A 23,794-nucleotide genomic window follows, 5' to 3' on the forward strand; every position below is an offset into this window, starting at 1 on the left:
GCTTCTCATGTATCTCGGATTGGATCTTGGCACGTCGGGCGTCAAGGCGATGTTGATCGACGCGGACCAGACGGTGATTGGCTCGGCCAATGGCGCGCTGACCGTCTCACGCCCGCATTCCGGCTGGTCGGAGCAGGCGCCGTCGGATTGGATCAGGGCGACGCAGGAGGCCATTGCCGGGCTGAAAGCGCAGTTTTCCCGTGAGCTTGCCGCCGTCAAAGGCATTGGTCTTTCCGGCCATATGCATGGGGCAACGCTGGTCGATGCGCAAGGCGACGTCTTGCGGCCCTGCATTCTGTGGAACGACACCCGCTCCTTCAAACAAGCCGCAGCATTGGATGCCGATCCGCGTTTTCGCGCGCTGACCGGCAATATTGTCTTTCCCGGCTTTACCGCGCCGAAGCTGGCCTGGGTGAGGGAGAATGAGCCGGAGATTTTTGGCCGGGTGGCAAAAGTGCTGCTGCCCAAGGATTATCTGCGGCTCTGGCTGACAGGTGAATATCTGTCGGAGATGTCGGATTCGGCTGGTACCTCCTGGCTCGATACTGGCAAGCGCGCCTGGTCGAGCGCGCTTCTCGCCGCCACCGATCTCGGCGAAGAGCACATGCCCGGACTGGTCGAAGGCACTGCCGAGGCGGGCCGGTTGCGGGCCGAATTGGTGGCTGATTGGGGCATGACTGCCGGTGTCATCGTTGCCGGCGGGGCGGGGGACAACGCGGCCTCTGCTTGCGGCATGGGGACGGTGGCGGAAGGCCATGCCTTCGTGTCGCTTGGCACATCCGGGGTGTTGTTTGCCGCCAATGCCTCCTATCTGCCAAAGCCGGAAAGCGCCGTGCATGCCTTTTGCCACGCGCTTCCCAATACCTGGCACCAGATGGGCGTAATCCTGTCGGCCACGGACGCGCTGAACTGGTATTCCGGTGTCAGCGGCAAGCCTGCCGGAGATCTGACCCATGAGCTTGGCGAAGACCTCAAAGCCCCGACCGGCGTGACCTTCCTGCCTTATCTCTCGGGCGAGCGCACGCCCCATAACGATGCCGAAATCCGGGGCGCGTTCATTGGTCTCGGCCACGAATCCGGTCGTGCTGTTCTCACCCAGGCCGTGCTGGAAGGCGTGTCCTTCGCCATCAGGGACAGTCTTGAAGCGCTGAAGTCGGCTGGAACGTCACTGTCACGGGTCACGGCGATCGGCGGCGGCTCCCGCTCGCGCTATTGGCTGGCGTCGATTGCCACCACGCTTGGCATTCCCGTCGATATTCCAGCCGATGGTGATTTTGGCGCGGCGTTTGGCGCTGCCCGTCTGGGGTTGATTGCCGCAACCGGTGCCGATCCGCTCGCCGTTTGCTCAGCCCCGCCGACGGAGGCGACCATCGAGCCGGTGGCGGCTTTGCGCGACGGCTACGAGGACGCTTATCAGCGCTACCGCGCGCTCTATCCGGCCATCAAGCAATTGGGTCCCATCAAGCTGGCCCATTGAAAACAACAGAAAACCTTTAACATCAGGAGGAAAACCCATGAGCACAGGCTTTTTCGGCGACATCACCAAGATCAAATATGAAGGCCCTGACAGCACCAATCCGCTGGCCTTCCGCCACTATAACCCCGATGAAGTGGTGATGGGCAAGCGGATGGAAGACCATCTGCGCTTTGCCGTGGCCTATTGGCACACCTTTGTCTGGCCGGGTACCGACCCGTTCGGCGGCAATACGTTTGAGCGTCCCTGGTTCAAGGATTCGATGGATGCTGCCAAGCTGAAGGCCGATGTGGCCTTTGAATTCTTCCAGTTGCTCGGCACGCCTTACTACTGCTTCCATGATGCGGATGCGCGTCCTGAAGGCGCGTCATTTGCGGAAAATACCAGAAATCTGAATGAGATTGTCGATTACTTTGCCCAAAAGCAGGCCGATACCGGCGTCAAGCTGCTGTGGGGGACGGCCAACATGTTCTCGCATCGCCGCTATATGTCGGGTGCGGCGACCAACCCGGACCCTGACGTCTTTGCCTTTGCCGCCGCAACCGTAAAAACCTGCCTGGATGCCACCCAGAAGCTTGGTGGCGAAAACTACGTGCTGTGGGGTGGCCGTGAAGGCTATGAAACCCTGCTCAACACCGACCTGAAACAGGAACTCGACCATATGGGCCGTTTCCTCAACATGGTGGTGGAATACAAGCACAAGATCGGCTTCAAGGGCGCGATTCTGATCGAACCGAAGCCGCAGGAGCCTTCCAAGCATCAGTATGATTATGATGTGGCCACCGTCTACGGCTTCCTCAAGACTTATGGTCTGGAGAAGGAAGTGAAGGTCAATATCGAGCAGGGCCATGCCATTCTGGCCGGTCATACGTTTGAGCATGAACTGGCACTGGCCAATGCGCTGGGCATCTTCGGCTCCATCGACATGAACCGCAACGACTATCAATCCGGTTGGGATACCGACCAGTTCCCCAATAACGTGCCGGAAATGGCGCTGGCCTATTATCAGGTTCTGCAGGCGGGTGGCTTTACCTCCGGCGGCACCAATTTCGATAGCAAGCTGCGCCGCCAGTCCATCGACCCGGCGGATCTGCTGATCGGCCATATCGGCGGTATGGATTGCTGCGCCCGTGGCTTGAAGGCAGCGGCGAAAATGGTGGAAGACAAGGCGCTGTCGGCACCGCTCGCCAACCGCTACGCAGGCTGGAACAACGAAACCGCTAAGGCCATGCTGGCCAGTGGCACGCTGGAAAGCATTGCTGCCCGGGTTGAAGGCGAAAATATCAATCCGCAGCCGGTGTCCGGTCAGCAGGAATTGTTGGAAAACGTCGTCAATCGCTACGTTTAATCAACTTTAGGTCCTCGGCGGGGAAAGAGGTTTTCCCCGCCGGTTTTCTTTGCTAGATCTACTGCAACGTTTCAGTATCATTTTGGAGGAGATGCATAATGAAGACGATCAAAGGCCCCGCCTTGTTTTTGGGCCAGTTTGCCGGTGATGCCGCGCCATTCAATTCCTGGGATAGCATTACCAAATGGGCCGCCGAAAAAGGCTATCTCGGCGTGCAGGTTCCGACCTGGGCCAGCCAGTTGATCGACCTGAAAAAAGCCGCTGAATCCAAGGATTATTGTGACGAACTGGCCGGTGTGGCCCGCGCCAATGGCGTCGAGATTACCGAGCTGTCCACCCATTTGCAGGGCCAATTGGTGGCAGTGCATCCGGCCTATGATGAGGCGTTTGACGGTTTCGCTGCCCCGGAAGTGCGTGGCAACCCGAAGGCCCGGCAGGAATGGGCTGTACAACAGGTGAAATACGCGCTGAAAGCTTCACGCCATCTCGGCATCAAGGCACATGCCACTTTTTCCGGTGCGTTGGCGTGGCCGTTTATCTACCCATGGCCGCAGCGCCCCGCGGGTCTGGTGGAAACCGCATTTGACGAGCTGGCCAAGCGCTGGCTGCCCATTCTCGACTACGCCGACGAGCAGGGCGTCGATGTTTGCTACGAGATCCATCCCGGCGAAGACCTGCACGATGGCGTGACCTTCGAGATGTTTCTGGAGCGGGTGAAGAACCATTCCCGCGCCAACATGCTCTACGATCCCTCGCATTACGTGCTGCAATGCCTCGATTATCTCGACAATATCGACATCTACAAAGACCGGATCAAGATGTTTCACGTCAAGGATGCCGAGTTCAATCCGAATGGCCGACAGGGCGTTTACGGTGGCTACCAATCCTGGGTCAACCGCGCCGGGCGCTTCCGTTCGCCGGGGGATGGACAGGTGGATTTCGGCGCGATCTTCTCAAAAATGGCGGCCAATGATTTCGATGGCTGGGCCGTGGTCGAGTGGGAATGCGCCCTGAAACACCCAGAAGATGGTGCGCGCGAAGGGGCAGAATTCGTCAAGGCCCATATTATCAGGGTGACGGAGCACGCCTTTGACGATTTCGCCGCCAGCGGCACGGATAAGGCGGCTAACCGGCGAATGCTGGGACTGTAAATATCCTTGCATTCGCGGTGATACCCCCTCTGCCCTGCCGGGCATCTCCCCCTCAAGGGGGGGAGATCGAGTGATGAGATGTCGGCGACTTGATGATCAAAATAGCAAGGTTTGCGGCCAATCTCCCCCCTTGAGGGGGAGATGTCACGGGAGTGACAGAGGGGGGTACCCTGAGTTCTACGAATCTTGATGAGGAAATTCCAATGACAATCGAAGCAAGCAAATCCGAGCAACGCGCCGCGAAAATCCGCCTCGGCATGGTGGGGGGCGGGCAGGGCGCGTTTATTGGCGCGGTCCACCGCATGGCGGCAAGGCTCGACGATCATTACGATCTTGTGGCGGGAGCTTTGTCCTCCACGCCGGAAAAATCCCTGGCCTCGGGCCGGGATCTGGGGCTTGATCCCGCCCGCTGCTACGGCTCTTTTGAAGAAATGGCGCAGATAGAGGCGGGGCGCCCGGATGGGATCGAGGCCGTGTCTATCGTCACGCCCAATCACATGCATTACCCGGCGGCGAAAGCCTTTCTGGAACGCGGCATCCATGTGATCTGCGACAAGCCACTGACCTCCAATCTGGACGACGCCAAAAAGCTGAAAGAGGTTGCCGACAAGGCCAAGGCCCTGTTCATCCTCACCCACAATTACACCGGCTATCCCATGGTGCGCCATGCCCGTGAACTGGTGCAAAATGGCGAGTTGGGAGAGATCCGGCTGGTACAGATGGAATATCCGCAGGATTGGCTGGCGGAACCGGTAGAGCAGACCGGCGCCAAGCAGGCCGTCTGGCGCACCGACCCGGCCCAATCGGGCGTCGGCGGTTCGACCGGCGATATCGGTACGCACGCCTATAACCTCGGCAGCTTCATTTCCGGGCTGGAACTGGCAGAACTCGCCGCCGATGTGCACACCTTTGTCGAAGGCCGCAGGCTGGATGACAATGCCCATGTGATGCTGCGTTTCCAAGGCGGCGCCAAGGGGTTGTTATGGTGCAGCCAGGTAGCAACCGGCAATGAAAACGGCTTGAAAGTGCGTATCTACGGCACAAAAGCCGGGATTGAGTGGAAACAGGCCGACCCTAACTACCTCTGGTATACCAAGCTTGGCGAACCGAAACAGCTGATCACCCGTGGCGGTGCGGGGGCCGGCGGGGCAGCGGCCCGCGTCACCCGCATTCCCGGTGGCCATCCTGAAGGCTATCTCGAAGCCTTCGCCACCATCTATACAGAAGCCGCCCACGCCATCCAAGCGGCGAGAACCGGCGCGGCGGTTGATCCTGATGCGGTCTATCCCACGGTGGATGATGGGGTGAAGGGGGTGGCTTTTGTGACGGCGTGTATTCAGTCGTCGAAGCAGAACGGGGCTTGGGTGAGGGTATGAATCGAATGCCAAGGGCCGTGGAAGCGGCCCTTGGCATTCTTCAATCGGTTGAAGTGCGGCGTAGCCGGGTCAACCTACTTGCATTTGTATTGGGACGTCCAAATCCATTTCACTTCGGAGGTTGAACTCGGGATCGTTTGCTGGGTCATGCCCGTGCTGGCAGGTTTACTATCGACGCAGAGCAACCAGTATGGTGTGCCTAGCTTCCCATCTGTGGTTGATGGCGTGGCCGGAAACGTTCCGGTGGCGAGAACCATCAGCAGGGAGTTGCCGCTATATTGATGCGACCATCCTGTGACATAGTCGGGACCAGCCGTTTGCATGGCTTGTTCAACGGTCATGCCTGATGTCCAGTTAACGCTATAGCTTATCGTGGTTTGGTTCTCGGTGTAGACAAGAGTGGCGCTGTTGGCCGTGGCGGGTAGCGCCATGCTGAATGTCGCCGCGCAGAGAAAATTGATAAAAGCTGTTTTCATAAATGTATCCCCCAATTAATGCATCTCTAAGTAGCATTTTTCTATTGGCAATACAACATAAGGAGTGGTTACGGTGAGTTATCTTTCGTCCGTGGCGTTCCAGGCGCAACTGCGTTAACAGTCTGTTCAAGAATTGCTGCTGGCCTGGCGAAAATGGTGATTTCGAGAACCGGAACGGAGCGTACTTAATGTACGTGAGTACGGGAAGCGCAGAAATTGTCATTTGCAGACGGCCAGCGGCGATTATTGGATAGACTGTAAGACCTGCATACCTCCTATTTATTCACGCTTAAGTGCCGAAAGGTTCCCGATGACCGACCCGAAAGCCCTTGCCGCCCGCTTCCCCGGCGATTTCCTGTTTGGTGTGGCCACGGCCGCCTACCAGATTGAAGGGGCGACCAAGGTAGATGGGCGCAAGCCCTGCATCTGGGATGCGTTTTCTAACATGCCGGGCCGGGTGTTTGAGCGGCATAATGGCGATATGGCTTGCGATCATTACAATCGCTGGCAACAGGATCTCGACCTGATCCAGGAGATGGGGGTTTCCGCCTATCGCTTTTCCATTGCCTGGCCGCGCATTATTCCTGATGGCACGGGCCGGGTGAATGAGGCGGGGCTGGATTTTTACGACAAGCTGGTCGATGGCTTGAAAGATCGTGGCATCAAGGCCTATGCGACGCTCTACCATTGGGATCTGCCGCTGGCGCTGATGGGCGATGGCGGCTGGACGGCGCGCTCTACGGCCTATGCCTTCCAGCGCTATGCCAAGCTGGTGATGGCGCGGCTGGGCGACCGGCTGGATGCCGTGGCGACGTTTAACGAGCCGTGGTGCTCGGTCTGGCTTAGCCATCTCTACGGCGTGCATGCGCCGGGTGAGCGCAATATGGAGGCAGCGCTGCATGCCTTGCACTATACCAATCTCGCCCATGGGCTGGGCATTGATGCCATCCGGCAGGTCGCGCCGCATGTGCCTGCGGGTCTGGTGCTGAATGCCCATTCGGTTATCTCCGGCTCGCAGAGTGCGGCTGATCAGGCCGCCGCTGAACGCGCCCATCAGTTTCACAATGGCGCTTTCTTCGATCCGGTCTTCAAGGGCGAATATCCGGCGGAATTCATGGCCTCCCTTGGCAATCGCATGCCTGTCATCGAGGATGGCGATCTCGACATCATCTCCCAGAAACTCGACTGGTGGGGCCTGAATTATTACACGCCGATGCGGGTTGCCGACAATCCGGCTGAGGGCGCCGAGTTCCCCGCCACAGTGGACGCGCCTCCAGTCTCACCAGTCAAGACCGATATCGGCTGGGAAGTCTATGCCCCGGCGCTGAAGTCTCTGGTGGAAACGCTCTACGACCGCTACACGCTGCCGGTCTGCTACATCACCGAAAACGGTGCCTGCTATAATATGGAGGTGGTCGAGGGTGAGGTGGATGACCAGCCACGGCTGGATTATTACGCCGAACATCTGGGTGTGATTGCCGATCTGATCGCCGAGGGCATCCCCATGCGCGGCTATTTCGCCTGGAGCCTTATGGATAATTTCGAATGGGCAGAAGGCTACCGCATGCGGTTCGGCCTTGTACATGTCGATTACGACACGCAGGTTCGCACGCTGAAGAACAGCGGCAAATGGTATAGCGCGCTTGCTGGCGAATTCCCGAAAGGCAACCACAGCGCCGAATGATTGCAATCTGGCCCTCTGTGACTCTTGGTTCGCCGCGCTCTTGCTTATTGCGACGCAATAAATCAAACTTCCCTCTCAGGTTGCGATGACCAAAAGGGGGAATGCATATGGGACGGGTACAGCTGCCGCTGTCAGGCAATGTCACTCAGGCGATCAATCCATGGACCTGGGTCTATAGTCCGACCCAGGTCGGGCAGGCCAGTTTGGTCACGTTCAATATCGATGTCGGCCCCTCGACCAATCCCGAGGCGGAGAAGGATATATTGATGAATGTGGCCAGCTACGGCAAGCAGCTTGGCCGCATCGAAGACGCTCTGCGCGTGGTGATCGAACAGCTGGAGCCGCTGCTCACGGATGAAAAACTGGCCGATAACGAGGCGATCATTGCCTTTCGGGCGCTGATGTATGAGATCGATACGATCAAGAAACAGCATCGGAAATAGCGATTGGTATAGCCGCGCCCTCATCCCCGCCGTATTTTTCGGATTTTTTAGCGGAAGTGAATTCTTCAAGATTTCAGAGTAGAATTGCGCTGAGTTTTAAACGGGAGATCTGGATGACGTCATGTGCGGGTTGCCGGGACGGGACGGCGTTCGATGCCCCGTTTTCCATGGCTTTTCAGCCGATCGTTGATATGCGTGATGGTGCCGTGTTTGGCTATGAGGCGTTGGTGCGCGGCACGGACGGTGCCGGTGCAGCCACGGTCATGGCCGGTATCAACACGCACAACCGCTATGCCTTTGATCAGAGTTGCCGGGTCAAAGCCATTGAACTGGCGGCGTCCTTGCTACCGGAGACGTCAACGGCAAAGCTGTCCATCAATTTCATGCCCAATGCCGTTTACGAGCCGCGTGCCTGTATTCGCCTGACGCTGAAAACCGCTGAACGGGTCGGCTTTCCCCTGGATCGAATTCTGTTTGAATTTACTGAAAACGAGCGGATCGATACCGATCATCTGCTCAACATTCTGAAAACCTATCGCAGCATTGGCTTCAAGACAGCGATTGACGATTTTGGCGCGGGCCATGCCGGGTTGACGCTTCTGGCGAAATTTCAGCCCGATATCGTCAAGTTGGATATGGAACTGGTGCGCGGTATTGATCAGGATCGCGCCAAGCGGATCGTGTTGCGCCATACGCTGGCCATGCTGACCGAGTTCGGCATTCTGCCCTTGTGTGAAGGGGTCGAGACCAAGGAAGAGCTGGATGTGTTGAAGGATATGGGCGTGCCCTATATTCAAGGCTATCTGCTCGCCCGCCCAGCGTTTGAACGGTTCGATCAACCGGATCTTGCGCTCCTGTCGTGACAGTCCTTATGCTTGGACGTGTGGCGGCAAGTGCTGCCTCACAGATCCCGGATCAGCCGCCGATATGCCGTTCGCCGCGCTGCTTGGCCAGCGCAATCTGTTTCTGGCGTTGGCGATAGCGATCCCGGTCTTCTTCCGTGCGGGTCTCATAGCAATGGCTGCACGATACGCCTGCCTCGTAATAGGGCGAGGACAGTTCTTCGGGTGTGATCGGGTTGCGGCAGGCGTGGCAGAGCTGGTGGTCGCCCTCCTTCAATCCGTGTGTCACGGACACGCGCTCGTCGAATACGAAACAGGCGCCGTCCCACAGGCTTTCTTCCTCCGGCACGTTTTCCAGATATTTCAGGATGCCGCCCTTCAGATGGTAGACCTCTTCGAAGCCTTGTTGCTTCATGAAGGCCGTTGCCTTTTCGCAGCGGATGCCGCCGGTGCAATACATGGCGATTTTCGGCTTGTTATGCAGGCCGGGATTGTTTTTCACCCAATCGGGAAATTCGCGGAAGGTCTTGGTATTGGGGTCAACTGCACCCCGGAAAATGCCGATCGCGGTCTCATAATCGTTGCGGGTGTCGATGACGATGGTGTCCGGATCGGAAATCAGCGCGTTCCAGTCCTTGGGATCGACATAGGTGCCAACGATCTTGTTGGGGTCGATATCCTCGACCCCCATGGTGACGATCTCTTTTTTCAGCTTCACTTTCATGCGCACGAACGGCATTTTCGACGCCCGGCTTTCCTTGTGCTCAAGGCTGGCAAATTCCGGCTGGGCGCGCAGATAGGCCAGCACCGTGGCAATGCCCGCATCCGTGCCGGCAATCGTGCCATTTATGCCTTCATGGGCCAAAAGCAAGGTACCCTTGACGCCCTGCGCCTTGCAGAGCGCATCGAGCGGCTCGCGAAAACTTTCGAACCGCGCGAAGGACGCAAAATGATAGAGCGCGGCCACACAGAATGCGCCGCCCTCTTCATGGCGAGGATTTTGAAGATCGTCTGTCATGGCGTGCGAAATACTGCCAATGCCGCCGGGAATCAACGAATTTCAGCAGGCACACCACGCTTTGAGTTTCGTCAAGTCATGCCGGTGGGTTGAAGACGCGAATCCGATGGCCGTCTGGATCGGTGGCGAGGAAAGTCCGCCCGAACTCCATATCGGTCGGTGCTTGCAGCATGGGCACGCCAAGCGCTTGCCATTGCGTGTGGAGATCATCAACATCCGCAGCCGTATCGGCCCGGATGGCCAGTTCGCAGCCACCGCCAGCGATGCTTGCCGCAGGCTCAACGGTGTGGCGAGACCAGAGGCCGAGAATGAACCCGCCCGGCAGCGCGAACATGGCAAATGTCGCCGATAATTCGACGGGCGCAAGACCGAAGACCTGCTGATAGAAATGGGCGCTTGTCTCGGGTGTATCGACGTAAAGAATGGTCATTTTCGGGGTCGAGGTGGCTGTCATGAGAGCGTCTCCTTCAGGTTGACGCCCGATTTGTAACCCAGCCTGCTGCCAAAAAATGGCAGGAGTGTTTAAAAAATCCGATCTGTAATAGCGTTATGTTCGCGCCATCGTTTCAGCAGGCTGGCTCGACGCACCGGGTAGCGCAGAGCGAGTGTCTTGCACTCCCCAATGCGGTCGCAGCGAAAATGTCTGAAGTCATCGCGCAGCGTACACCAGGCCAGCAAGATCCGTGCGCCTTCAAAGAATGTCAGGGCGAAGGGCCAGATATCGCGGTTGCTCGCCACCCCTTTTCCATCCCGGTAGACGATATGCAGCACATGTTCTGCGCGGATCGCTTGCCGAAACGGGCTGAGATCGGCCGGAAGCTGCCCCGCTGCTCTATCGCTTGGCCCGACCAGCAGACTATTATCCTCAAGGCTGCGGCGAAGTTCGTCGGGCAGCACGGCGGTGATTTTTGCAAGCGCGTCGCGGGCGGCAAAGGCCAGATGCTGGTCGGTTCGTTGTGCGACAAAGCGGGAACCAAGCACCAGCGCTTCGATTTCCTGTGGGCTGAACATCAGGGGCGGCAGCATGTAGCCCGGACGCAGCACATAGCCAAGACCGGCCTCTCCCTCGATACCGGCGCCCTGGCTCTGGAGCGTGGCAATGTCGCGGTAGAGCGTGCGGATGGAGACGCCCAGTTCTTCGGCTAATACCTGTCCGGTCACCGGGCGGCGATAGCGCCGCAGGATTTGCAGCAGGGAAAGAAGACGCTCGGATCGGGTCATCAACTGCCGCCTATTGCGCTGCGGTCCGCAGCCACAGCGCCTCGATGACGGCTGGTTCAAGGTCTGGGCCGTCGGCAAACAATGCATCCGCCGCCTCAAGTGCTTGCCGACGCAGGGCTTGCTGCTGGCGGATGATGATGGCGAGCAGATGGGACAATGTTTCGCCGCCAGCAAACAGGCTTGAGTCTTCATCCAGCACCGAGGTCAGCACCGAAAGGTCGTTTTCATGGCCCAGCAGATCGGCCAGCTGCTTGGCGGCGCTGCGTTTCATCTGCATGGCGCTTGGCCAGAGATCACGCAGCAGGGAAAGATGCATCCAATAGGTCTGGGTGGCCTTGCGCAGCGCATGGTAGCTTTCCGCCTCGCTGGCGTCGTGGCAGGCGGCAATGGCTGCTTCGGCGCGCTTGAAGGTCTTGGCCCAGGCCTTGGCAAATATCCGGGCGACCTTGGCGGGCCGGTCGTTGAACTCAATCCCCATGGCGACATCTGCCGCCTCACGGCAGCCGTCTGCCGCATCGCGCATCACTGCGCTCTGGCCTGCCTCCAGACTGGCCGACAGCCGTTCATGGCGATTGGACAGGAGTGACCACGCCTGTTGCAGGGCATCGGCTTCTTCATCGCTCAGGGTTGCTTCTTGAAGCGCCTCGACACTTTCCAGCAATGCGGCAGCGTCGCGAAGTGCTGAAAGGCTGCGGGCAATAACGCCTAGCCGCCGGTTTTCCCGGCGACGCAGATCGGTAATGGCCGGGGCGATCAGCCGGTAGAGGGCTCTGGCGCGCTTCAGTTTGCGGCGAGCAAGATGAACGGCCCGATCCCGCTCGTCGGCCTGGGCTTCGGCGCCCCTATCAAGATCGGCTGCGGCAGCCTGCAAAAGCGCGCCCAGCATCCCGGCAATGGCGGTGCCTGTCTTCAGGTCAGGCCTTAAGCGATAGGCCATTGCGCCTTTCCGTCTGTGGCGTCGAGGTTGCCAGCCATTGGTTGGAATAGCGCCCGTCGCCGGTGACTTCCCGTCCGACCCAAGGCGGCAGCGGTGGGTCTTCGCAGTCATTTTCAAGTTCGACCTCGGCCACCACAAGCCCGGCATGCGCGCCAGCGAACACATCGACTTCCCAGAGATAGCCGCCATATTCAACGTTATAGCGGGTTTTTTCGATGACGTTGCCCTGGGCTTTGTCGATCATTTCCAACCCGTCGGCGAGCGGGATTTCATATTCGAATTCATCACGGCTGAGGCCAACATGACCGATCTTGATGGTCAGCAGCGCATCCGTCCGGTCGCGGATGCGAATCCGCACGGAACGATCTGCCCCCGACAGGATATAGCCCTGCTGAAAACTGCTGGATTTGCTGACATGCTGACGCCAAGTGTCTGTGCGGACCAGGAATTTTCTTTCGATTTCCTTTGCCATGGCTGCTTTCCGTCATGTTAAAATCGATTTCACTCTATAGTATGACGCCGGTTTGACAATAGTTCCATCGATCCTTGAATTGCTGCTGCGCGCATTTGCCTCGACAGGGCAGTTTTCACGCGCTAATCAGGAGCATCTAATCGTTTGAAAGGTATGTTCATGACTGCGAAGACGGACAGATTGTTGGCGGTGCTCAAGCTTCAGCCAGTTGTTCCCGTGCTGATCATCGACGACGTCGAAACCGTCGTGCCGCTGGCGCGGGCGCTGGTGGCCGGTGGGCTGAAAGCCATTGAAATCACCATGCGCACGCCAGCTGCGCTGGAAGCGATTTCGCGGGTGGCCGCCGAGGTCGAAGGGGCTGTGGCCGGTGCCGGGACCATTCTCAACCCTGCCCATTTCGAGGCCGCGCTGAAAGCCGGGTCGCAGTTTATCGTCAGCCCCGGCACCACGCCGGAATTGCTGGCGGCTGCCGCCGGGTCCGATGTGCCACTGCTGCCGGGTGCGGCCACGGCCAGCGAAGTGATGACCCTGCGCGAAAAGGGCTATGAAGTGCTGAAATTCTTCCCCGCCGAACAGGCGGGGGGGGCGGCCTATCTGAAATCACTGTCTTCGCCGTTGGCAGGCACGCTGTTTTGCCCGACAGGCGGCATTTCACTCAAGAATGCCCGTGATTATCTGTCGCTGCCAAACGTCGTCTGCGTCGGCGGCTCCTGGGTGGCGCCTAAAGAACTGGTCGCTGCGGGCGATTGGGCCGGCATTACCAAGCTGGCCGTTGAGGCCTGCGCGCTGAAAGGCTGAACTACAAGCGGCGGCATATGTCGTAATTTGACGCCCGCGTCTTGGGAAAAGGCGCGGGCGTTCCTATCTCTTGCTCATCCGAATTATCAGGGAGAAGAGAATGATCGACGCCAAAAAGCTCCTCACGCAGTTTCTGGGATCGCAGATCCCGGGCATCGGCGGCTCTGTTCGCAAGAGGGGTGATGACGCCGCAAGCTATGCCAAGTCCAATCCCTGGAAGACCGGCGCGCTGGTATCCGTGCTGCTCGGCACCAAGACCGGACGATCGCTGGCCGGAGGCGCGCTGAAGGTTGGCGGTCTGGCGCTGGTAGCCGGTCTCGGCTACCGCGCCTATCGCAATTACCAGTCCGGCAAGGCCCCGGAAGAGTTGCGCGCCCTGCCGGAACTGCCCGCCCCACCGGAAAATTCCGGCTTTGATCCGGCAACCTCGCTCAGCAATGATTTCGCGCTCAACCTGATCAAGGCGATGATCGCCGCGGCGAAGGCCGATGGCCATATCGACGAAGGCGAGCGCGCCAATATCATGGAAAAACTGCATGTCGAGGAACTCGGGGATGAGGCGGAGGCCTTTATTCGTGCAGAACTCGACAATCCGACCGATCTCGACGCGCTGGTGGCTGCTGCCCGCACCGAGGAGCAGAAGGTCGAGCTCTATACGGCCTCGCGGTTGACCATCAATCCCGATACCCGCGCCGAGCGTGGCTATCTCGATCTGCTGGCCGGGCGCCTTGGGCTTGCCGATGGGTTGATCGACCATATCGAGGCGACGGTGGCAGCGGCCAAGGTTGAGCAGCCGGCTGGCTGAGACCCATGCACAACAAAAGCAACGGCGGAAATCGCCGTTGCCTTCACGGGCCTGCTGGCATAATCCTGACGTGAGACGAACAGGGGGGCATCATGCAGGATCTGAAGACCTATCGCGTTGCGGCGCCAGCTCCAGTGCGGCTTGAGGGCCGCTATGTGCTGGTCGAGCCCTTTGTCCGTGAGCAGCATCTGTCGGCCCTGTGGTCCGGGCTTGGCGGTGGCGATGCGGTTAACCAGGCGCTTCGCTATTTTCCCAATGATGATTTTTCCGGTGTCGAGGTCTTCGGCGACTGGCTGGAGGGTGCCAATGCCAGCGGCAGCCTGATTACTCATATTTTCCGCTCTAAGGCTGATGGGTCCATTGTTGGCATGGCCAGCCTGATGCGGCCGGATCCAAAAAACGGCGTGGTCGAGGTTGGATCGGTCGCGCACGGCCCGGCAATGAAACGCTCACCGCTGTCGAGCGAAGCGCATTATCTTCTGGCGAGACATGTGTTCGAGGATCTGGGCTACCGGCGCTACGAGTGGAAATGTCATAATGACAACGAGCCGAGCAAGACCACGGCGCGCCGCTACGGCTTCACATTCGAGGGCGTGTTTCGCCAGCATATGATTTCCAAGGGAAAGAACCGCGATACGGCCTGGTTCTCGATCATTGATACCGATTGGCCCCTCGTTAAAGCCGGGTTCGACGGCTGGCTTGATCCTGACAATTTCGATGCCGACGGCCATCAGAAACAGCGGCTTGAGGATATTCGCGCCGCTTTGAGGTCTGCGACATGAGTCCACGCGATAAAAATTCGGCGATTGCTGCTGGTCTGATCATTCTCGGCTTTGGGCTGGCCATGGTGTTCCTGCCCAATCTGGTCCTGTGGATCGGGCAGTTTTCCCCGCTTCTTGCGGCTGCGGTCGGCTCTCTGGTGGTTTTGTCGTTCTTCCTGATCTTCTGGCTCCGCGCGCGCTATCAGCGCCGTCACCCGGATGACAGGTGATAGCCTTGCAGGGAGGCGGCCAACAACAGGCTTCCGACCAGGATGATGAACAGCGCGCCGCCGATCTCGATGGCAAGGCCGACGCGGTAGGCGGTATGGGAGCCTTGGCCCGCCAGCCGCACCGCCAGGCCCTTGGCACCGACAGCGGCGATGGCGAGCGCCGAGACGGTGATCGCGGTTCCCACTGCCATGGCGAAGACCGACAGAATGCCGCCTAAGTAAAGCTGGTTCAGCATGGCGAAAGTCATGACCAGCAGCGCGCCGGAACAGGGGCGAAGGCCAACGGCGACAATGGCCGACCAGGCTTCCTTGACGCTGAAATGCTCGGCACCGACCATGGCTGGCGACGGAAGATGGCTGCGGCCGCAATCCACGCAGATTTCGCCCTCACGCGGTATGTGACGGTCGCTCTCGGCTGCATCGGCCTGGAACCGTAGGCCAGTTCCTTTCAGCGATGCAGAACTTGAAGACGAGGCGGATTTTGCCCCTCCCGGCTGCGGCGCATCGAACAAGCCGGATGTCACGCTGCCAGATGATATGTCGCCAGCACTCCCGCCGGAAAATGCAAGGACCGGCACAGGCTGGCGATGCCGGAAAATCTCGCTCAGCTTGCGCACCAGCAGCCAGACCCCGAAGGCGACGACCAGCGCGAAACTGGCGGCTTCCATGGCATCGGTTGCCCGCGTCAGCGTGATGCCGCTGCCGCGCAGGGCGAGGAACATCACACCGACAGTGACGATGGCGACGATGGCCTGCAAAATCGACGAGGCGATGGAAATGGCGATACCGCGCTTCAGCTCCAGCTCATTGGCAACCATATAGGACGAGATCACCGCCTTGCCGTGGCCGGGGCCTGCGGCATGAAACACCCCGTAAGCGAAGGACAGGCCGATTAATACCCAGAGCTGGTGCGGATCGTCGCGCATACCGCGCAGCGCCTCGGTCAGCGCCCGGTAGAAAGCCTGTTGATGGGTGTTGATCCACAACATCACACCCGCCAGCGGTCCGTCCATCTGAAAGGACGGCTCGGCGGTGCCGATGCCAAGCGGCGAGCCTGCATGGGCCAGTGTAGCGGGGAGTGTCGCGGCAAGAGCGACTGCTACGAGAAGGGTTGTGCTTGAAGCCCGTCTATATTGCGTCGGCGTCAGCATGCCAGGTCGAGCCTCGTTGCAAACAGCTTGCCCATATCCGTGCCGGTCGGATCGTTGAAGAAGGCTTCGGTCAGACTGGCCTGGTTCTGCTTGATCACGTCATCGGGATTGGGCCGGACCACGGTGCGCTTGCATTTCTTCAGCGCATCGCCGGTCTCGACGATGTCGCTGTCCTGCTTGAAGTCGATGGCGGTATAGAGGGTCGGATCATGGACGCCGAAGCTGAGATTGCCCTTGATCGGAATGGGCTTTTCCGGCTTGACGATAAAGAACACCAGCAATTGATTGTCTTTATAATCGGCGTTGAACACCTGCGGCTTGGCGACCTTGACGGTCGCGCCGCTGGCACTGATGAAGGTGAAATAGCCATAGTCGCCAAGCGAGCTTCTGATCGTATTGGCGATATCCTGCAACTCGCTATGGTCGAGCTTCAGGTCGCCGTTCTTGTCGAAATCCAGCATGACGCTGGAGGAAAACACCTCGTCGAAGCGCCAGGTATTGCGCAATTCCTTGATGGTATTGTCCGCTCCCGCCACCACTTCCAGCCGGGCCTGGACGAAGACATGCGGATGGGCAAAAGCCGCGGGCACCGACATGCCCACAAAGCCTGCAACAAGAAAACCGGCGAGAAGAAAAGGTCTAGCTATGTTCATCTGCGCCCTAACCGCTGCATATATTGAATGCGACAGCGAGCCATTGGAAACATAGAGGACGCGCTGTGTTGTCGGCGTCGCATGGACGCATCGCATTTATATTCACGGTCTGTGGTGGCCAAGCAATAGGACGGAAATAGGGCCGCTGACTTTTGCCTTGGAAAAGTGAAGAGGGCATTCTGAGATGAAACGGCGCCCGGCCTGTGTCACTCCGAAGGTGGCGTTCCTTGCTTGGGCTGGCATGTGCCATTGCGTTTGAACCAATTGTGCATGAAATCAACCAACGCGCGGACCTTGGCGGGCAGGTAGCGGCGATGCGGATAGACCGCATAGATCCCGCTGCCGGAGGGCATGTAATCCTCGAAGATCGAAATCAGTGCGCCGCTTTCAATATGTCTGCGGGCGACAAAATCCGGCAAGAGGGCGATGCCGAGGCCCGATAGCGCGCCGCGCAACGTGGTCTGCGGGCTATTGACCTCCAGCGGCCCGGAAATATTCACGGTAAAGGCCTCGCCATCCGGCTGGCGCAGGCGCAGGCTGTTGTGTCCGCGCGTATTGGTGTCGATCAGCACCGGCACCCTGGACAGATCCTGCGGATGGGTGAGGGGACCATATTTCTCCAGAAAAACCGGGCTGGCGCAGGCATAACTTCTGAAATCCGCCAGCTTGCGGGCGATCATCCCCGAATCTTCCAGTTTGGTGACGCGGATGGCTAAGTCGAAGCCTTCCTCGATCAAGTCAACGAACCGGTCTTCGGCAACGATCTCGATGGAAAGATCGGGGTGTTGCAGGGCAAAATCGATCAGCGATTGACCGACTTCGGCATCGGTGAAGCTGCGCGGCACGGTGATGCGAATCTTGCCGCTGATGCCGACATTGTTCTCGCGCACCAGATCGGCCAGATTGTCGATCTCTTTCAGGATGTCAGCGGCGCTGCGATAATAGGTGTGACCGGCCTCGGTCATCGAAAACTGCCGTGTGGTGCGATTGAGAAGCAGTGCCCCCAATTCATCCTCCAGCTCGCGGACATATTTTGACAGCAGCGCCTTGGAGCGCCCGGTCTTGCGGGCGGCGGCAGAAAAGCCTTCCGCTTCAACGACATCGATGAAAGCGCGGATGCGGGTCAGGGTGTCCAAGAGGGCCTCTTCGGATTGTTTTGATGGGTGGTGAACAATAGTCTCACTTCGTTCAATAATAAAACACATAAAAAAATGAAGCGGGCTTGCAAAAACCGCTTGATTATGACGGCGAGTTTTCTTATCTCCGTCTTGCCCAAAGTCGCACGTGCCTGTGGGTGTCCGCCGATCCTCGATGTGGTGAGGAAATCGGTAAGGTACCTGGAATTAACCCCTCCAGTCGTTATCCCGGCCAACCGGGAAATGCGAGGACACCTTGAAGCAACGACGGTGCGGGCCTTTCTAGTCTCTGCCGGCTTTCCATCAGCCGGGGTCACTGAAGAGGCACACCATCATTGCCGGAAGTGCGGTCGGGTTCCCCTACCAATCCATGGCAGACAAAGCGGATTGATGCTCTCAGGCAAGAGGGCGTTGATCCATCGCCCGCGTTAGAGCGTTCGTACGGTACCAGTGTCTCCACCGACTGGTTTCGAGCGAGGTCTCGGCGCACTTTGTCCATCCGGAACTTTTGGGTTCCGGTAACCTTTTTACTATGGAAGGGATCGCCATGACCACCGCCCGCATCCTCGACTTCATCAACACCCAGCGTCCTGAAGGCCCTTGCCTCGTTGTGGATCTTGATGTCGTGCGCGATAATTATGGCGCATTCCGCCACGCCCTGCCAGACAGCGCCATCTACTATGCCGTCAAGGCAAACCCGGAGCCGGCAATCCTGTCGCTGCTCGCATCGCTCGGCTCCAACTTCGATTGCGCCTCCGTGGCCGAAATCGAAATGGCGCTTGCTGCCGGTGCGACTGCCCAGCGGATTTCGTTTGGCAACACCATCAAGAAGGAACGGGATATTGCCAAGGCGCATGCGCTCGGCATCAACCTGTTTGCTGTCGATAGCCATGAGGAAGTCGAAAAGATCGCCCGTGCCGCCCCCGGCGCCCGTGTGTTCTGCCGCGTCCTCACCGATGGTGACGGTGCCGAATGGCCTTTGTCGCGCAAGTTCGGCTGCGTGCCGCAGATGGCCGTCGATGTTCTGGTCTATGCCCACCAGCATGGTCTGGAAAGCTTCGGCGTGTCCTTCCATGTCGGCTCGCAGATGACCAAGGTCGATGCCTGGGATGCAGCACTGGGCGACGCCAAGCGGGTGTTCGCACAGCTGGCCAAGCAGGGCATCTACCTGCAAATGGTCAACATGGGCGGTGGTTTTCCGACCAAGTACCTGCGCGACATTCCGTCTGCTGAAGCCTATGGCCAGGCCATCAATGCCTCGCTGAAGAAGCATTTCGGCAACAACATTCCGCAGACCATCATCGAGCCCGGTCGCGGCATGGTTGGCAATGCCGGTGTGATCAAGGCGGAAGTGGTGCTGATCTCAAAGAAGTCCGACAATGACGCCCATCGCTGGGTGTTCCTTGACATCGGCAAGTTCGGCGGTCTGGCAGAAACCATGGACGAGGCGATCCGTTACCCGATCCGCACGGCCCATGACGGCGACGAAATGGAGCCCTGCGTGTTGGCTGGCCCAACCTGCGACAGCGCTGATGTCATGTATGAAAAGAACATGTATCCGCTGCCGCTGTCGCTGACCATTGGCGATGACGTGCTGATTGAAGGCACCGGTGCCTATACCACCACCTATTCGGCGGTGGCCTTCAACGGTTTCGAACCGCTGAAAGCCTATGTGATCTGAACAAGAGTATTTTCGCATTTGCGGGCGCAAAACCGCGCCACACTTTTGCTGGAATGCTCTATCCTGCCGGCTGAATAGCCCGGCAGGATAGCTCTCTCACCATTTGAACGCTCTTTTGCACAGGAGGTCGCCATGACCGCTGTTATCAACACCGTGCGCGCTTTTTTTGCGCAGCCTGCCTTCAAGATCGACGCTGAAACCCCCGCCGATGTCGTGGCGCGCGAGGCCTTGCTGGACCGCGCCATGGGGCCGGACCGCCGCACGAAGTCGTCTGAAAAGATCCGTCGTGGCCGAGTACCCGCCGAAGGGCTGGCGCTGGTGGCGCGTGACCGCAAGGGCCATGTAATCGGCACCGTGCGCCTGTGGAATATTGAGGCTGGCGTCAATGCTGAAGGCCAGGTTATCGATGCGCTGCTGCTTGGGCCGTTGGCCGTCGATGCCGCGCATGAAGGCAAGGGCGTTGGCTCGCAGCTGATGCGCGCCGCCCTGATGGAAGCCAAGACCCGTGGTCACGGTGCCGTGCTGCTGGTCGGCGATGCCGCTTATTACGAGCGCTTCGGCTTTTTTGCCGCAAAAACCATGCATCTTGTCATGCCGGGACCGTTTGCCCGCGACCGTTTTCTGGCGCTGGAACTGGTCCACGGCTGGCTGGACGGCGCTGTCGGCATGATTTCGGCCTCCGGTCGCAAGCTGACCGCACCGGCCCGTCGCAAGGCGGCATAAGGGGCTTATGAATACGTCCTCGGTCCCAGTCACAGTCTGTTCAAGAATTGCTGCTGGGCTGGCGAAAATGGTTATTTCGAGAACCGGAGCGGAGCGTACTCAAAGTACGTGAGCACCGGAAGCACAGAAATTGCCATTTGCAGCCGGCCAGCGGCGATTATTGGATAGACTGTGAGATCGAGGATGGTGCGCAGCAATGCAGAGCGGCGGCCTAGCGTTGCTGCGCACCCCACCCATCCGTCAGTGTTTTCAGAAAAGCCACGACATCCCTGATTTCCGTCTCGTTCAATGCGGGCGGTTGGCCGGGCTTGCGGTCCATGGGCGCATCTATCACATCGATATTGCCGCGATAAGCTTCTGGCATGTCGTTGAACTTGTCGATGCTGCCATCCGATTTTTTCGGATAGATGCTGGCTGGATCGGTGTCACGGGCCACGTAAAAGCGAGTGGCGTCCTCCAGCGTGCGATAGACGCCATTGTGGAAATAGACGCCGCGCTCAGCGACATTGCGCAGGGTCGGGGTCTTGAACAACCCGCAATTTTGCGGCTGGGCGGAAAATTCGTCGTGGCGCATTGGTCCGCAAATGCCGAGATCGAAATAGAGCCTGTCGGCATTGGCGGGAATATCAGGATTGCGCGGCACGCCGAGCGCCTCGAATTCGTAATCGGTAAATGCCGGCATCTGTCCGTCTCCACCCATTTTGTCCAGGTGGCAGGAGGCACAATTGCCTTTTTTCGGATCGTCGAACAAGGCGAGCCCACGCTGCTCAGCCGGGGTAAGCCGCACCTGTCCGCGCAGATAGGCATCATATTTGCTGGAATAAGAATGGAAGGACGGGTCTTCCACCTGATAGCGGGCGAGAGCAAAGCCGACTTCCGACAAGGCCATGGATTGGTCCTCCGCAACCTGTTTGCCGAACAAGGCCGTCAGTTGCGCGCCATATCCGGCTTTGATTTTGTCATAGAGCGCCTGCGCATCGCTATTGGCCATTTCAAACGGCGATAAAAGCGGCCCAAGCGCCTGGTCTTCCAGACTGTCAGCGCGCCCATCCCAGAACATGCCACCCTGGGGAACGGCATTGTCGGCGGCGGCCACGGCTTTGACGAGAGGTTGGCCAGCGACCGGCCCGGCCACCGGGGTGGTTTGCGCGGCAAGTGCTGTACCGGAAGCTTCTGCCATCGGCGAGGCTTCCTGCGCCTCCTCGGCGGCATTTTCCACGCCCACAGAGAAGGCAGGCGTGGCGATCTTGTAGGCAAGGCTTGGCACGGGGCGGATACCCGGAAGGTTGAGATCGGGTCCACCCCTCTGTACGGCTTGCGTGTTGGCTGGGGCGTAGTGATGGCCCGGATCATGGCACGTGGCACAGGACATCTTGCCGCTGCCCGACAGGCTCTGGTCGAAAAACAGCGCTTTGCCCAATTGTGCCACGGCGCTGAGCTGGTCGGGTGCGCCGGTTTCGGCCTGTGTCGGGGGTTCCGCCAATGTCTGGGCCGCCCAGCCTAAGCCTGCGAAGGCAAGGCTCAGCAGGGCCAGCGCCAGCAGCGGCAGGCGGGATTTTTTGTCAAACACTGCCATGAACAGCTGCTCTCGGTTTGTCCGCTCTAGCTTTTTAGGCCGGTCTTCGGATCGAGGATCAGCGTATCGCTGCGGGCATGGGACCAATCGAACATGCCGTTCAAGGAACCGGCGATGGCATCGAAGGAGCCTCCGCCCAGCCTTTGCCCAGCCATCCAGTTATCCTCGATAAACCGCATGACCGAGGTCTGGTCGGTCAGGGTATGATCGACATAGTTTTGCTTGGCATAAGGCGAGATCACCAGCAATGGCTGACGGGTGCCATAGCCGCAACGGCCCTGGACTGGCTGGCCATTGACGCCGGGCAAGGGAGTTCCGGTGCCGCAGGCAGCACCGTCAAGCACGTCATAGCCTTTGACTGGAATGCTGGACGGATTGACGACGTTATGGGTGTGGTCGTACCAGCCGTCGGAATCGTCATAAAGCAACACCACTGCGGTGTCCTTCCACTCCGGGGATTGCTGGAGTTTGTTGACGACATTGGCAACGAATTCCTGCTCATCTAGCGGATCGGAATAGCCAGCATGGCCGTCCTGATAGGCGGGCGCCTTCAGGAAACTGACGGCGGGCAGAGTGCCGTTGCTCAGCACTGCGTAGAAGTCATTGATGTCATACTGGTGGTTGGCGCCGCCGTCCTGGCTGGTGCCGATGGCGGCGACCGAACTCGGGCGGATATGCTGGGGATTAGCGGTCGAGGGATAGTATTGGAAGGGTTGGTGGTGGGGAATATAATCCACCTCATCGACCTTGGTAATTGCCGATGTCGTCGTGCGTTTGCAACCGGTCGTGCCATTGGGATTGTTGAGCGTCAGATCGAAGCCACCCTCGAAAAAGCCCCAGGTCAGGCCCTTGTCGTTCAGGAGGTCGCCGATATTGCGGCCGGTCATCAGCGCCGTCTGACCTTTCGAGCAGACGTCGCCGGTGGGGTCGAGATCGGAAATCATCGTCCAGCCGCCATTGCCATCAGGCACGACTTCGCCCTTGGCATAGGTGCCGTCCTTTTCCAGCGTGTAGCCGGGCGGCAGGGTCACACCATTGGTCTGGCCTGACACGAGGTTGATGGCGCCGGGGGTGGAGGGGCCGAAATTGGTGGAGAAAGACCGGTCGTTCAGGGCAAAATTCTGTGCGTAGTTCCACAGCGCCGTAACGGTATTGCCGTCATAATAGCCCATGACCTGGCCTTTGGTGCCAAAGGCACCGGCAGCACCCTTGGTGCCGCGCCCGGTATTGGCGGGAAACAGGTCCATGGCGAAAGCGTCATAGGCGGCCTGTTCGGCGGTATAGCCATGGTTCTGCGAATTGGTGGCCGCCTGGGTGCGATCGAGACGGAATGGGGCGGTGGCATCCGGGCCATTGCCCGGATTGGTCTTGTTCGGATTGTCCTCCAGCAGGCCGGCATGTGCCAGCGTATCGATATCGGCAGGCGTCTGCGGCGTGGCGGTAAAGGCGGGCTCACCCTTGACATTGGCAGCCTTCGGATAGGTCGCGAAATAATGGTCGAAGGCGACGTTTTCCTGGAAGATCACCACCAGATGCTTGATCGGCGTTGCCGTGTTGACCTCAGCCGCCGCCGAGGCGGTGGGGATGAGACAGAGAGACGCAGACATGAGAATTGAACCGGCACACATGTTTAGCTGCCGAGGATGAAGAGGCATGACCATATCCTTTACGAGGATCCGCGATGGGGAAGCTGACATCGGCGGAGTGGCAAGACGATAAGAAGCGTTTTTAACAGTTCCGTGACAGAAAAGGACTTGTCTCGCTCCAATCGCCGCCCGGGTCCTCACAAGTGGGTGATAGGAAGCGGCGATGGAAAATAACCCTTCCTTTGCCGGTTG

Annotated in this window: 24 protein-coding genes; 13 read left to right on the forward strand and 11 right to left on the reverse strand. The window is 58.9% G+C overall.

Features of this window, described 5'->3' with window-relative positions:
* Positions 1-7: 7 nt before the first annotated feature.
* The 4 genes from xylB to H1Y61_RS04655 all read left to right on the forward strand — a co-directional run bounded on the left by xylB (position 8) and on the right by H1Y61_RS04655 (position 5,349).
* Positions 8-1,477, forward strand: a complete 1,470-nt coding sequence (xylB, locus tag H1Y61_RS04640; protein WP_180573849.1) for a xylulokinase — start codon at positions 8-10, stop codon at positions 1,475-1,477.
* Between the two features lie 37 nt (positions 1,478-1,514).
* Entirely contained in the window at positions 1,515-2,822 is a 1,308-nt protein-coding gene (gene xylA, locus H1Y61_RS04645) for a xylose isomerase (protein WP_180573850.1), read from the forward strand.
* Positions 2,823-2,920: 98 nt separating this feature from the next.
* Positions 2,921-3,973 (forward strand): sugar phosphate isomerase/epimerase family protein, encoded by a 1,053-nt coding sequence (locus H1Y61_RS04650; RefSeq protein ID WP_180573851.1) that lies wholly within the window; start codon positions 2,921-2,923, stop codon positions 3,971-3,973.
* A gap of 203 nt (positions 3,974-4,176) precedes the next feature.
* On the forward strand, positions 4,177-5,349 hold the full coding sequence (locus H1Y61_RS04655; protein ID WP_180573852.1) for a Gfo/Idh/MocA family protein: 1,173 nt from the start codon (positions 4,177-4,179) through the stop codon (positions 5,347-5,349).
* Positions 5,350-5,423: 74 nt separating this feature from the next.
* On the opposite strand, the gene H1Y61_RS04660 is transcribed toward H1Y61_RS04655, so the two are convergent.
* Positions 5,424-5,825, reverse strand: a complete 402-nt coding sequence (locus H1Y61_RS04660) for a hypothetical protein (protein ID WP_180573853.1) — start codon at positions 5,823-5,825, stop codon at positions 5,424-5,426.
* Between the two features lie 310 nt (positions 5,826-6,135).
* Here H1Y61_RS04660 and H1Y61_RS04665 point away from each other — a divergent pair, with 310 nt between their 5' ends.
* The 3 genes from H1Y61_RS04665 to H1Y61_RS04675 all read left to right on the forward strand — a co-directional run bounded on the left by H1Y61_RS04665 (position 6,136) and on the right by H1Y61_RS04675 (position 8,815).
* Entirely contained in the window at positions 6,136-7,509 is a 1,374-nt protein-coding gene (locus tag H1Y61_RS04665; RefSeq protein ID WP_180573854.1) for a GH1 family beta-glucosidase, read from the forward strand.
* Between the two features lie 107 nt (positions 7,510-7,616).
* Positions 7,617-7,952 carry a hypothetical protein gene (locus H1Y61_RS04670; protein WP_174111762.1) on the forward strand — a complete coding sequence of 112 codons (336 nt, stop codon included), beginning with the start codon at positions 7,617-7,619 and terminating at the stop codon, positions 7,950-7,952.
* 113 nt (positions 7,953-8,065) lie between these two features.
* On the forward strand, positions 8,066-8,815 hold the full coding sequence (locus H1Y61_RS04675; protein WP_180573855.1) for an EAL domain-containing protein: 750 nt from the start codon (positions 8,066-8,068) through the stop codon (positions 8,813-8,815).
* 52 nt (positions 8,816-8,867) lie between these two features.
* On the opposite strand, the gene trhO is transcribed toward H1Y61_RS04675, so the two are convergent.
* From trhO to H1Y61_RS04700, 5 genes are all read right to left on the reverse strand, one after another.
* The gene (gene trhO, locus H1Y61_RS04680; protein WP_156637448.1) at positions 8,868-9,812 is read right to left on the reverse strand and encodes an oxygen-dependent tRNA uridine(34) hydroxylase TrhO; all 945 of its coding nucleotides are present in this window, start codon (positions 9,810-9,812) and stop codon (positions 8,868-8,870) included.
* Positions 9,813-9,888: 76 nt separating this feature from the next.
* Positions 9,889-10,266 carry a VOC family protein gene (locus tag H1Y61_RS04685; RefSeq protein ID WP_174111756.1) on the reverse strand — a complete coding sequence of 126 codons (378 nt, stop codon included), beginning with the start codon at positions 10,264-10,266 and terminating at the stop codon, positions 9,889-9,891.
* A 68-nt stretch (positions 10,267-10,334) separates the two neighbouring features.
* Positions 10,335-11,033, reverse strand: a complete 699-nt coding sequence (locus tag H1Y61_RS04690; protein WP_174111754.1) for a helix-turn-helix transcriptional regulator — start codon at positions 11,031-11,033, stop codon at positions 10,335-10,337.
* Between the two features lie 10 nt (positions 11,034-11,043).
* On the reverse strand, positions 11,044-11,970 hold the full coding sequence (locus H1Y61_RS04695) for a CHAD domain-containing protein (RefSeq protein WP_180573856.1): 927 nt from the start codon (positions 11,968-11,970) through the stop codon (positions 11,044-11,046).
* Positions 11,948-12,442, reverse strand: a complete 495-nt coding sequence (locus H1Y61_RS04700; RefSeq protein WP_180573857.1) for a CYTH domain-containing protein — start codon at positions 12,440-12,442, stop codon at positions 11,948-11,950. Before H1Y61_RS04700 ends, H1Y61_RS04695 begins: the two co-directional genes overlap by 23 nt.
* 159 nt (positions 12,443-12,601) lie before the next feature.
* Between H1Y61_RS04700 and H1Y61_RS04705 the strand changes: the two genes are divergently transcribed.
* The 4 genes from H1Y61_RS04705 to H1Y61_RS04720 all read left to right on the forward strand — a co-directional run bounded on the left by H1Y61_RS04705 (position 12,602) and on the right by H1Y61_RS04720 (position 15,036).
* Positions 12,602-13,240, forward strand: coding sequence for a 2-dehydro-3-deoxy-phosphogluconate aldolase (locus H1Y61_RS04705; protein ID WP_180573858.1), 639 nt, complete (start codon positions 12,602-12,604; stop codon positions 13,238-13,240).
* A 100-nt stretch (positions 13,241-13,340) separates the two neighbouring features.
* Positions 13,341-14,045 carry a tellurite resistance TerB family protein gene (locus tag H1Y61_RS04710; protein ID WP_180573859.1) on the forward strand — a complete coding sequence of 235 codons (705 nt, stop codon included), beginning with the start codon at positions 13,341-13,343 and terminating at the stop codon, positions 14,043-14,045.
* A gap of 92 nt (positions 14,046-14,137) precedes the next feature.
* Positions 14,138-14,827 (forward strand): GNAT family N-acetyltransferase, encoded by a 690-nt coding sequence (locus tag H1Y61_RS04715; RefSeq protein ID WP_180573860.1) that lies wholly within the window; start codon positions 14,138-14,140, stop codon positions 14,825-14,827.
* Positions 14,824-15,036, forward strand: a complete 213-nt coding sequence (locus tag H1Y61_RS04720) for a hypothetical protein (protein ID WP_087729217.1) — start codon at positions 14,824-14,826, stop codon at positions 15,034-15,036. Before H1Y61_RS04715 ends, H1Y61_RS04720 begins: the two co-directional genes overlap by 4 nt.
* Here H1Y61_RS04720 and H1Y61_RS04725 read toward each other — a convergent pair.
* The 3 genes from H1Y61_RS04725 to H1Y61_RS04735 all read right to left on the reverse strand — a co-directional run bounded on the left by H1Y61_RS04725 (position 15,018) and on the right by H1Y61_RS04735 (position 17,976).
* Entirely contained in the window at positions 15,018-16,187 is a 1,170-nt protein-coding gene (locus tag H1Y61_RS04725; RefSeq protein ID WP_180573861.1) for a nickel/cobalt transporter, read from the reverse strand. The genes H1Y61_RS04720 and H1Y61_RS04725 overlap by 19 nt on opposite strands.
* Entirely contained in the window at positions 16,181-16,840 is a 660-nt protein-coding gene (locus H1Y61_RS04730) for a DUF1007 family protein (protein ID WP_180573862.1), read from the reverse strand. The genes H1Y61_RS04725 and H1Y61_RS04730 overlap by 7 nt, the downstream gene beginning before the upstream one ends.
* A gap of 206 nt (positions 16,841-17,046) precedes the next feature.
* Positions 17,047-17,976 (reverse strand): LysR family transcriptional regulator, encoded by a 930-nt coding sequence (locus H1Y61_RS04735; protein WP_180573863.1) that lies wholly within the window; start codon positions 17,974-17,976, stop codon positions 17,047-17,049.
* A 547-nt stretch (positions 17,977-18,523) separates the two neighbouring features.
* Here H1Y61_RS04735 and odc2 point away from each other — a divergent pair.
* A complete protein-coding gene (odc2, locus tag H1Y61_RS04740; RefSeq protein ID WP_070167004.1) occupies positions 18,524-19,657 on the forward strand; it encodes an ornithine/lysine decarboxylase in 1,134 nt (377 codons plus the stop codon).
* Between the two features lie 132 nt (positions 19,658-19,789).
* Entirely contained in the window at positions 19,790-20,380 is a 591-nt protein-coding gene (locus H1Y61_RS04745; protein WP_180573864.1) for a GNAT family N-acetyltransferase, read from the forward strand.
* A 211-nt stretch (positions 20,381-20,591) separates the two neighbouring features.
* On the opposite strand, the gene H1Y61_RS04750 is transcribed toward H1Y61_RS04745, so the two are convergent.
* Positions 20,592-21,956 (reverse strand): cytochrome-c peroxidase, encoded by a 1,365-nt coding sequence (locus tag H1Y61_RS04750; RefSeq protein ID WP_180573865.1) that lies wholly within the window; start codon positions 21,954-21,956, stop codon positions 20,592-20,594.
* A 26-nt stretch (positions 21,957-21,982) separates the two neighbouring features.
* Entirely contained in the window at positions 21,983-23,563 is a 1,581-nt protein-coding gene (locus tag H1Y61_RS04755) for an alkaline phosphatase family protein (protein WP_235680833.1), read from the reverse strand.
* Positions 23,564-23,794 lie beyond the last annotated feature (231 nt).

Origin of the sequence: Agrobacterium vitis (assembly GCF_013426735.1) — a bacterium.
GTDB lineage: Bacteria > Pseudomonadota > Alphaproteobacteria > Rhizobiales > Rhizobiaceae > Allorhizobium > Allorhizobium vitis_D.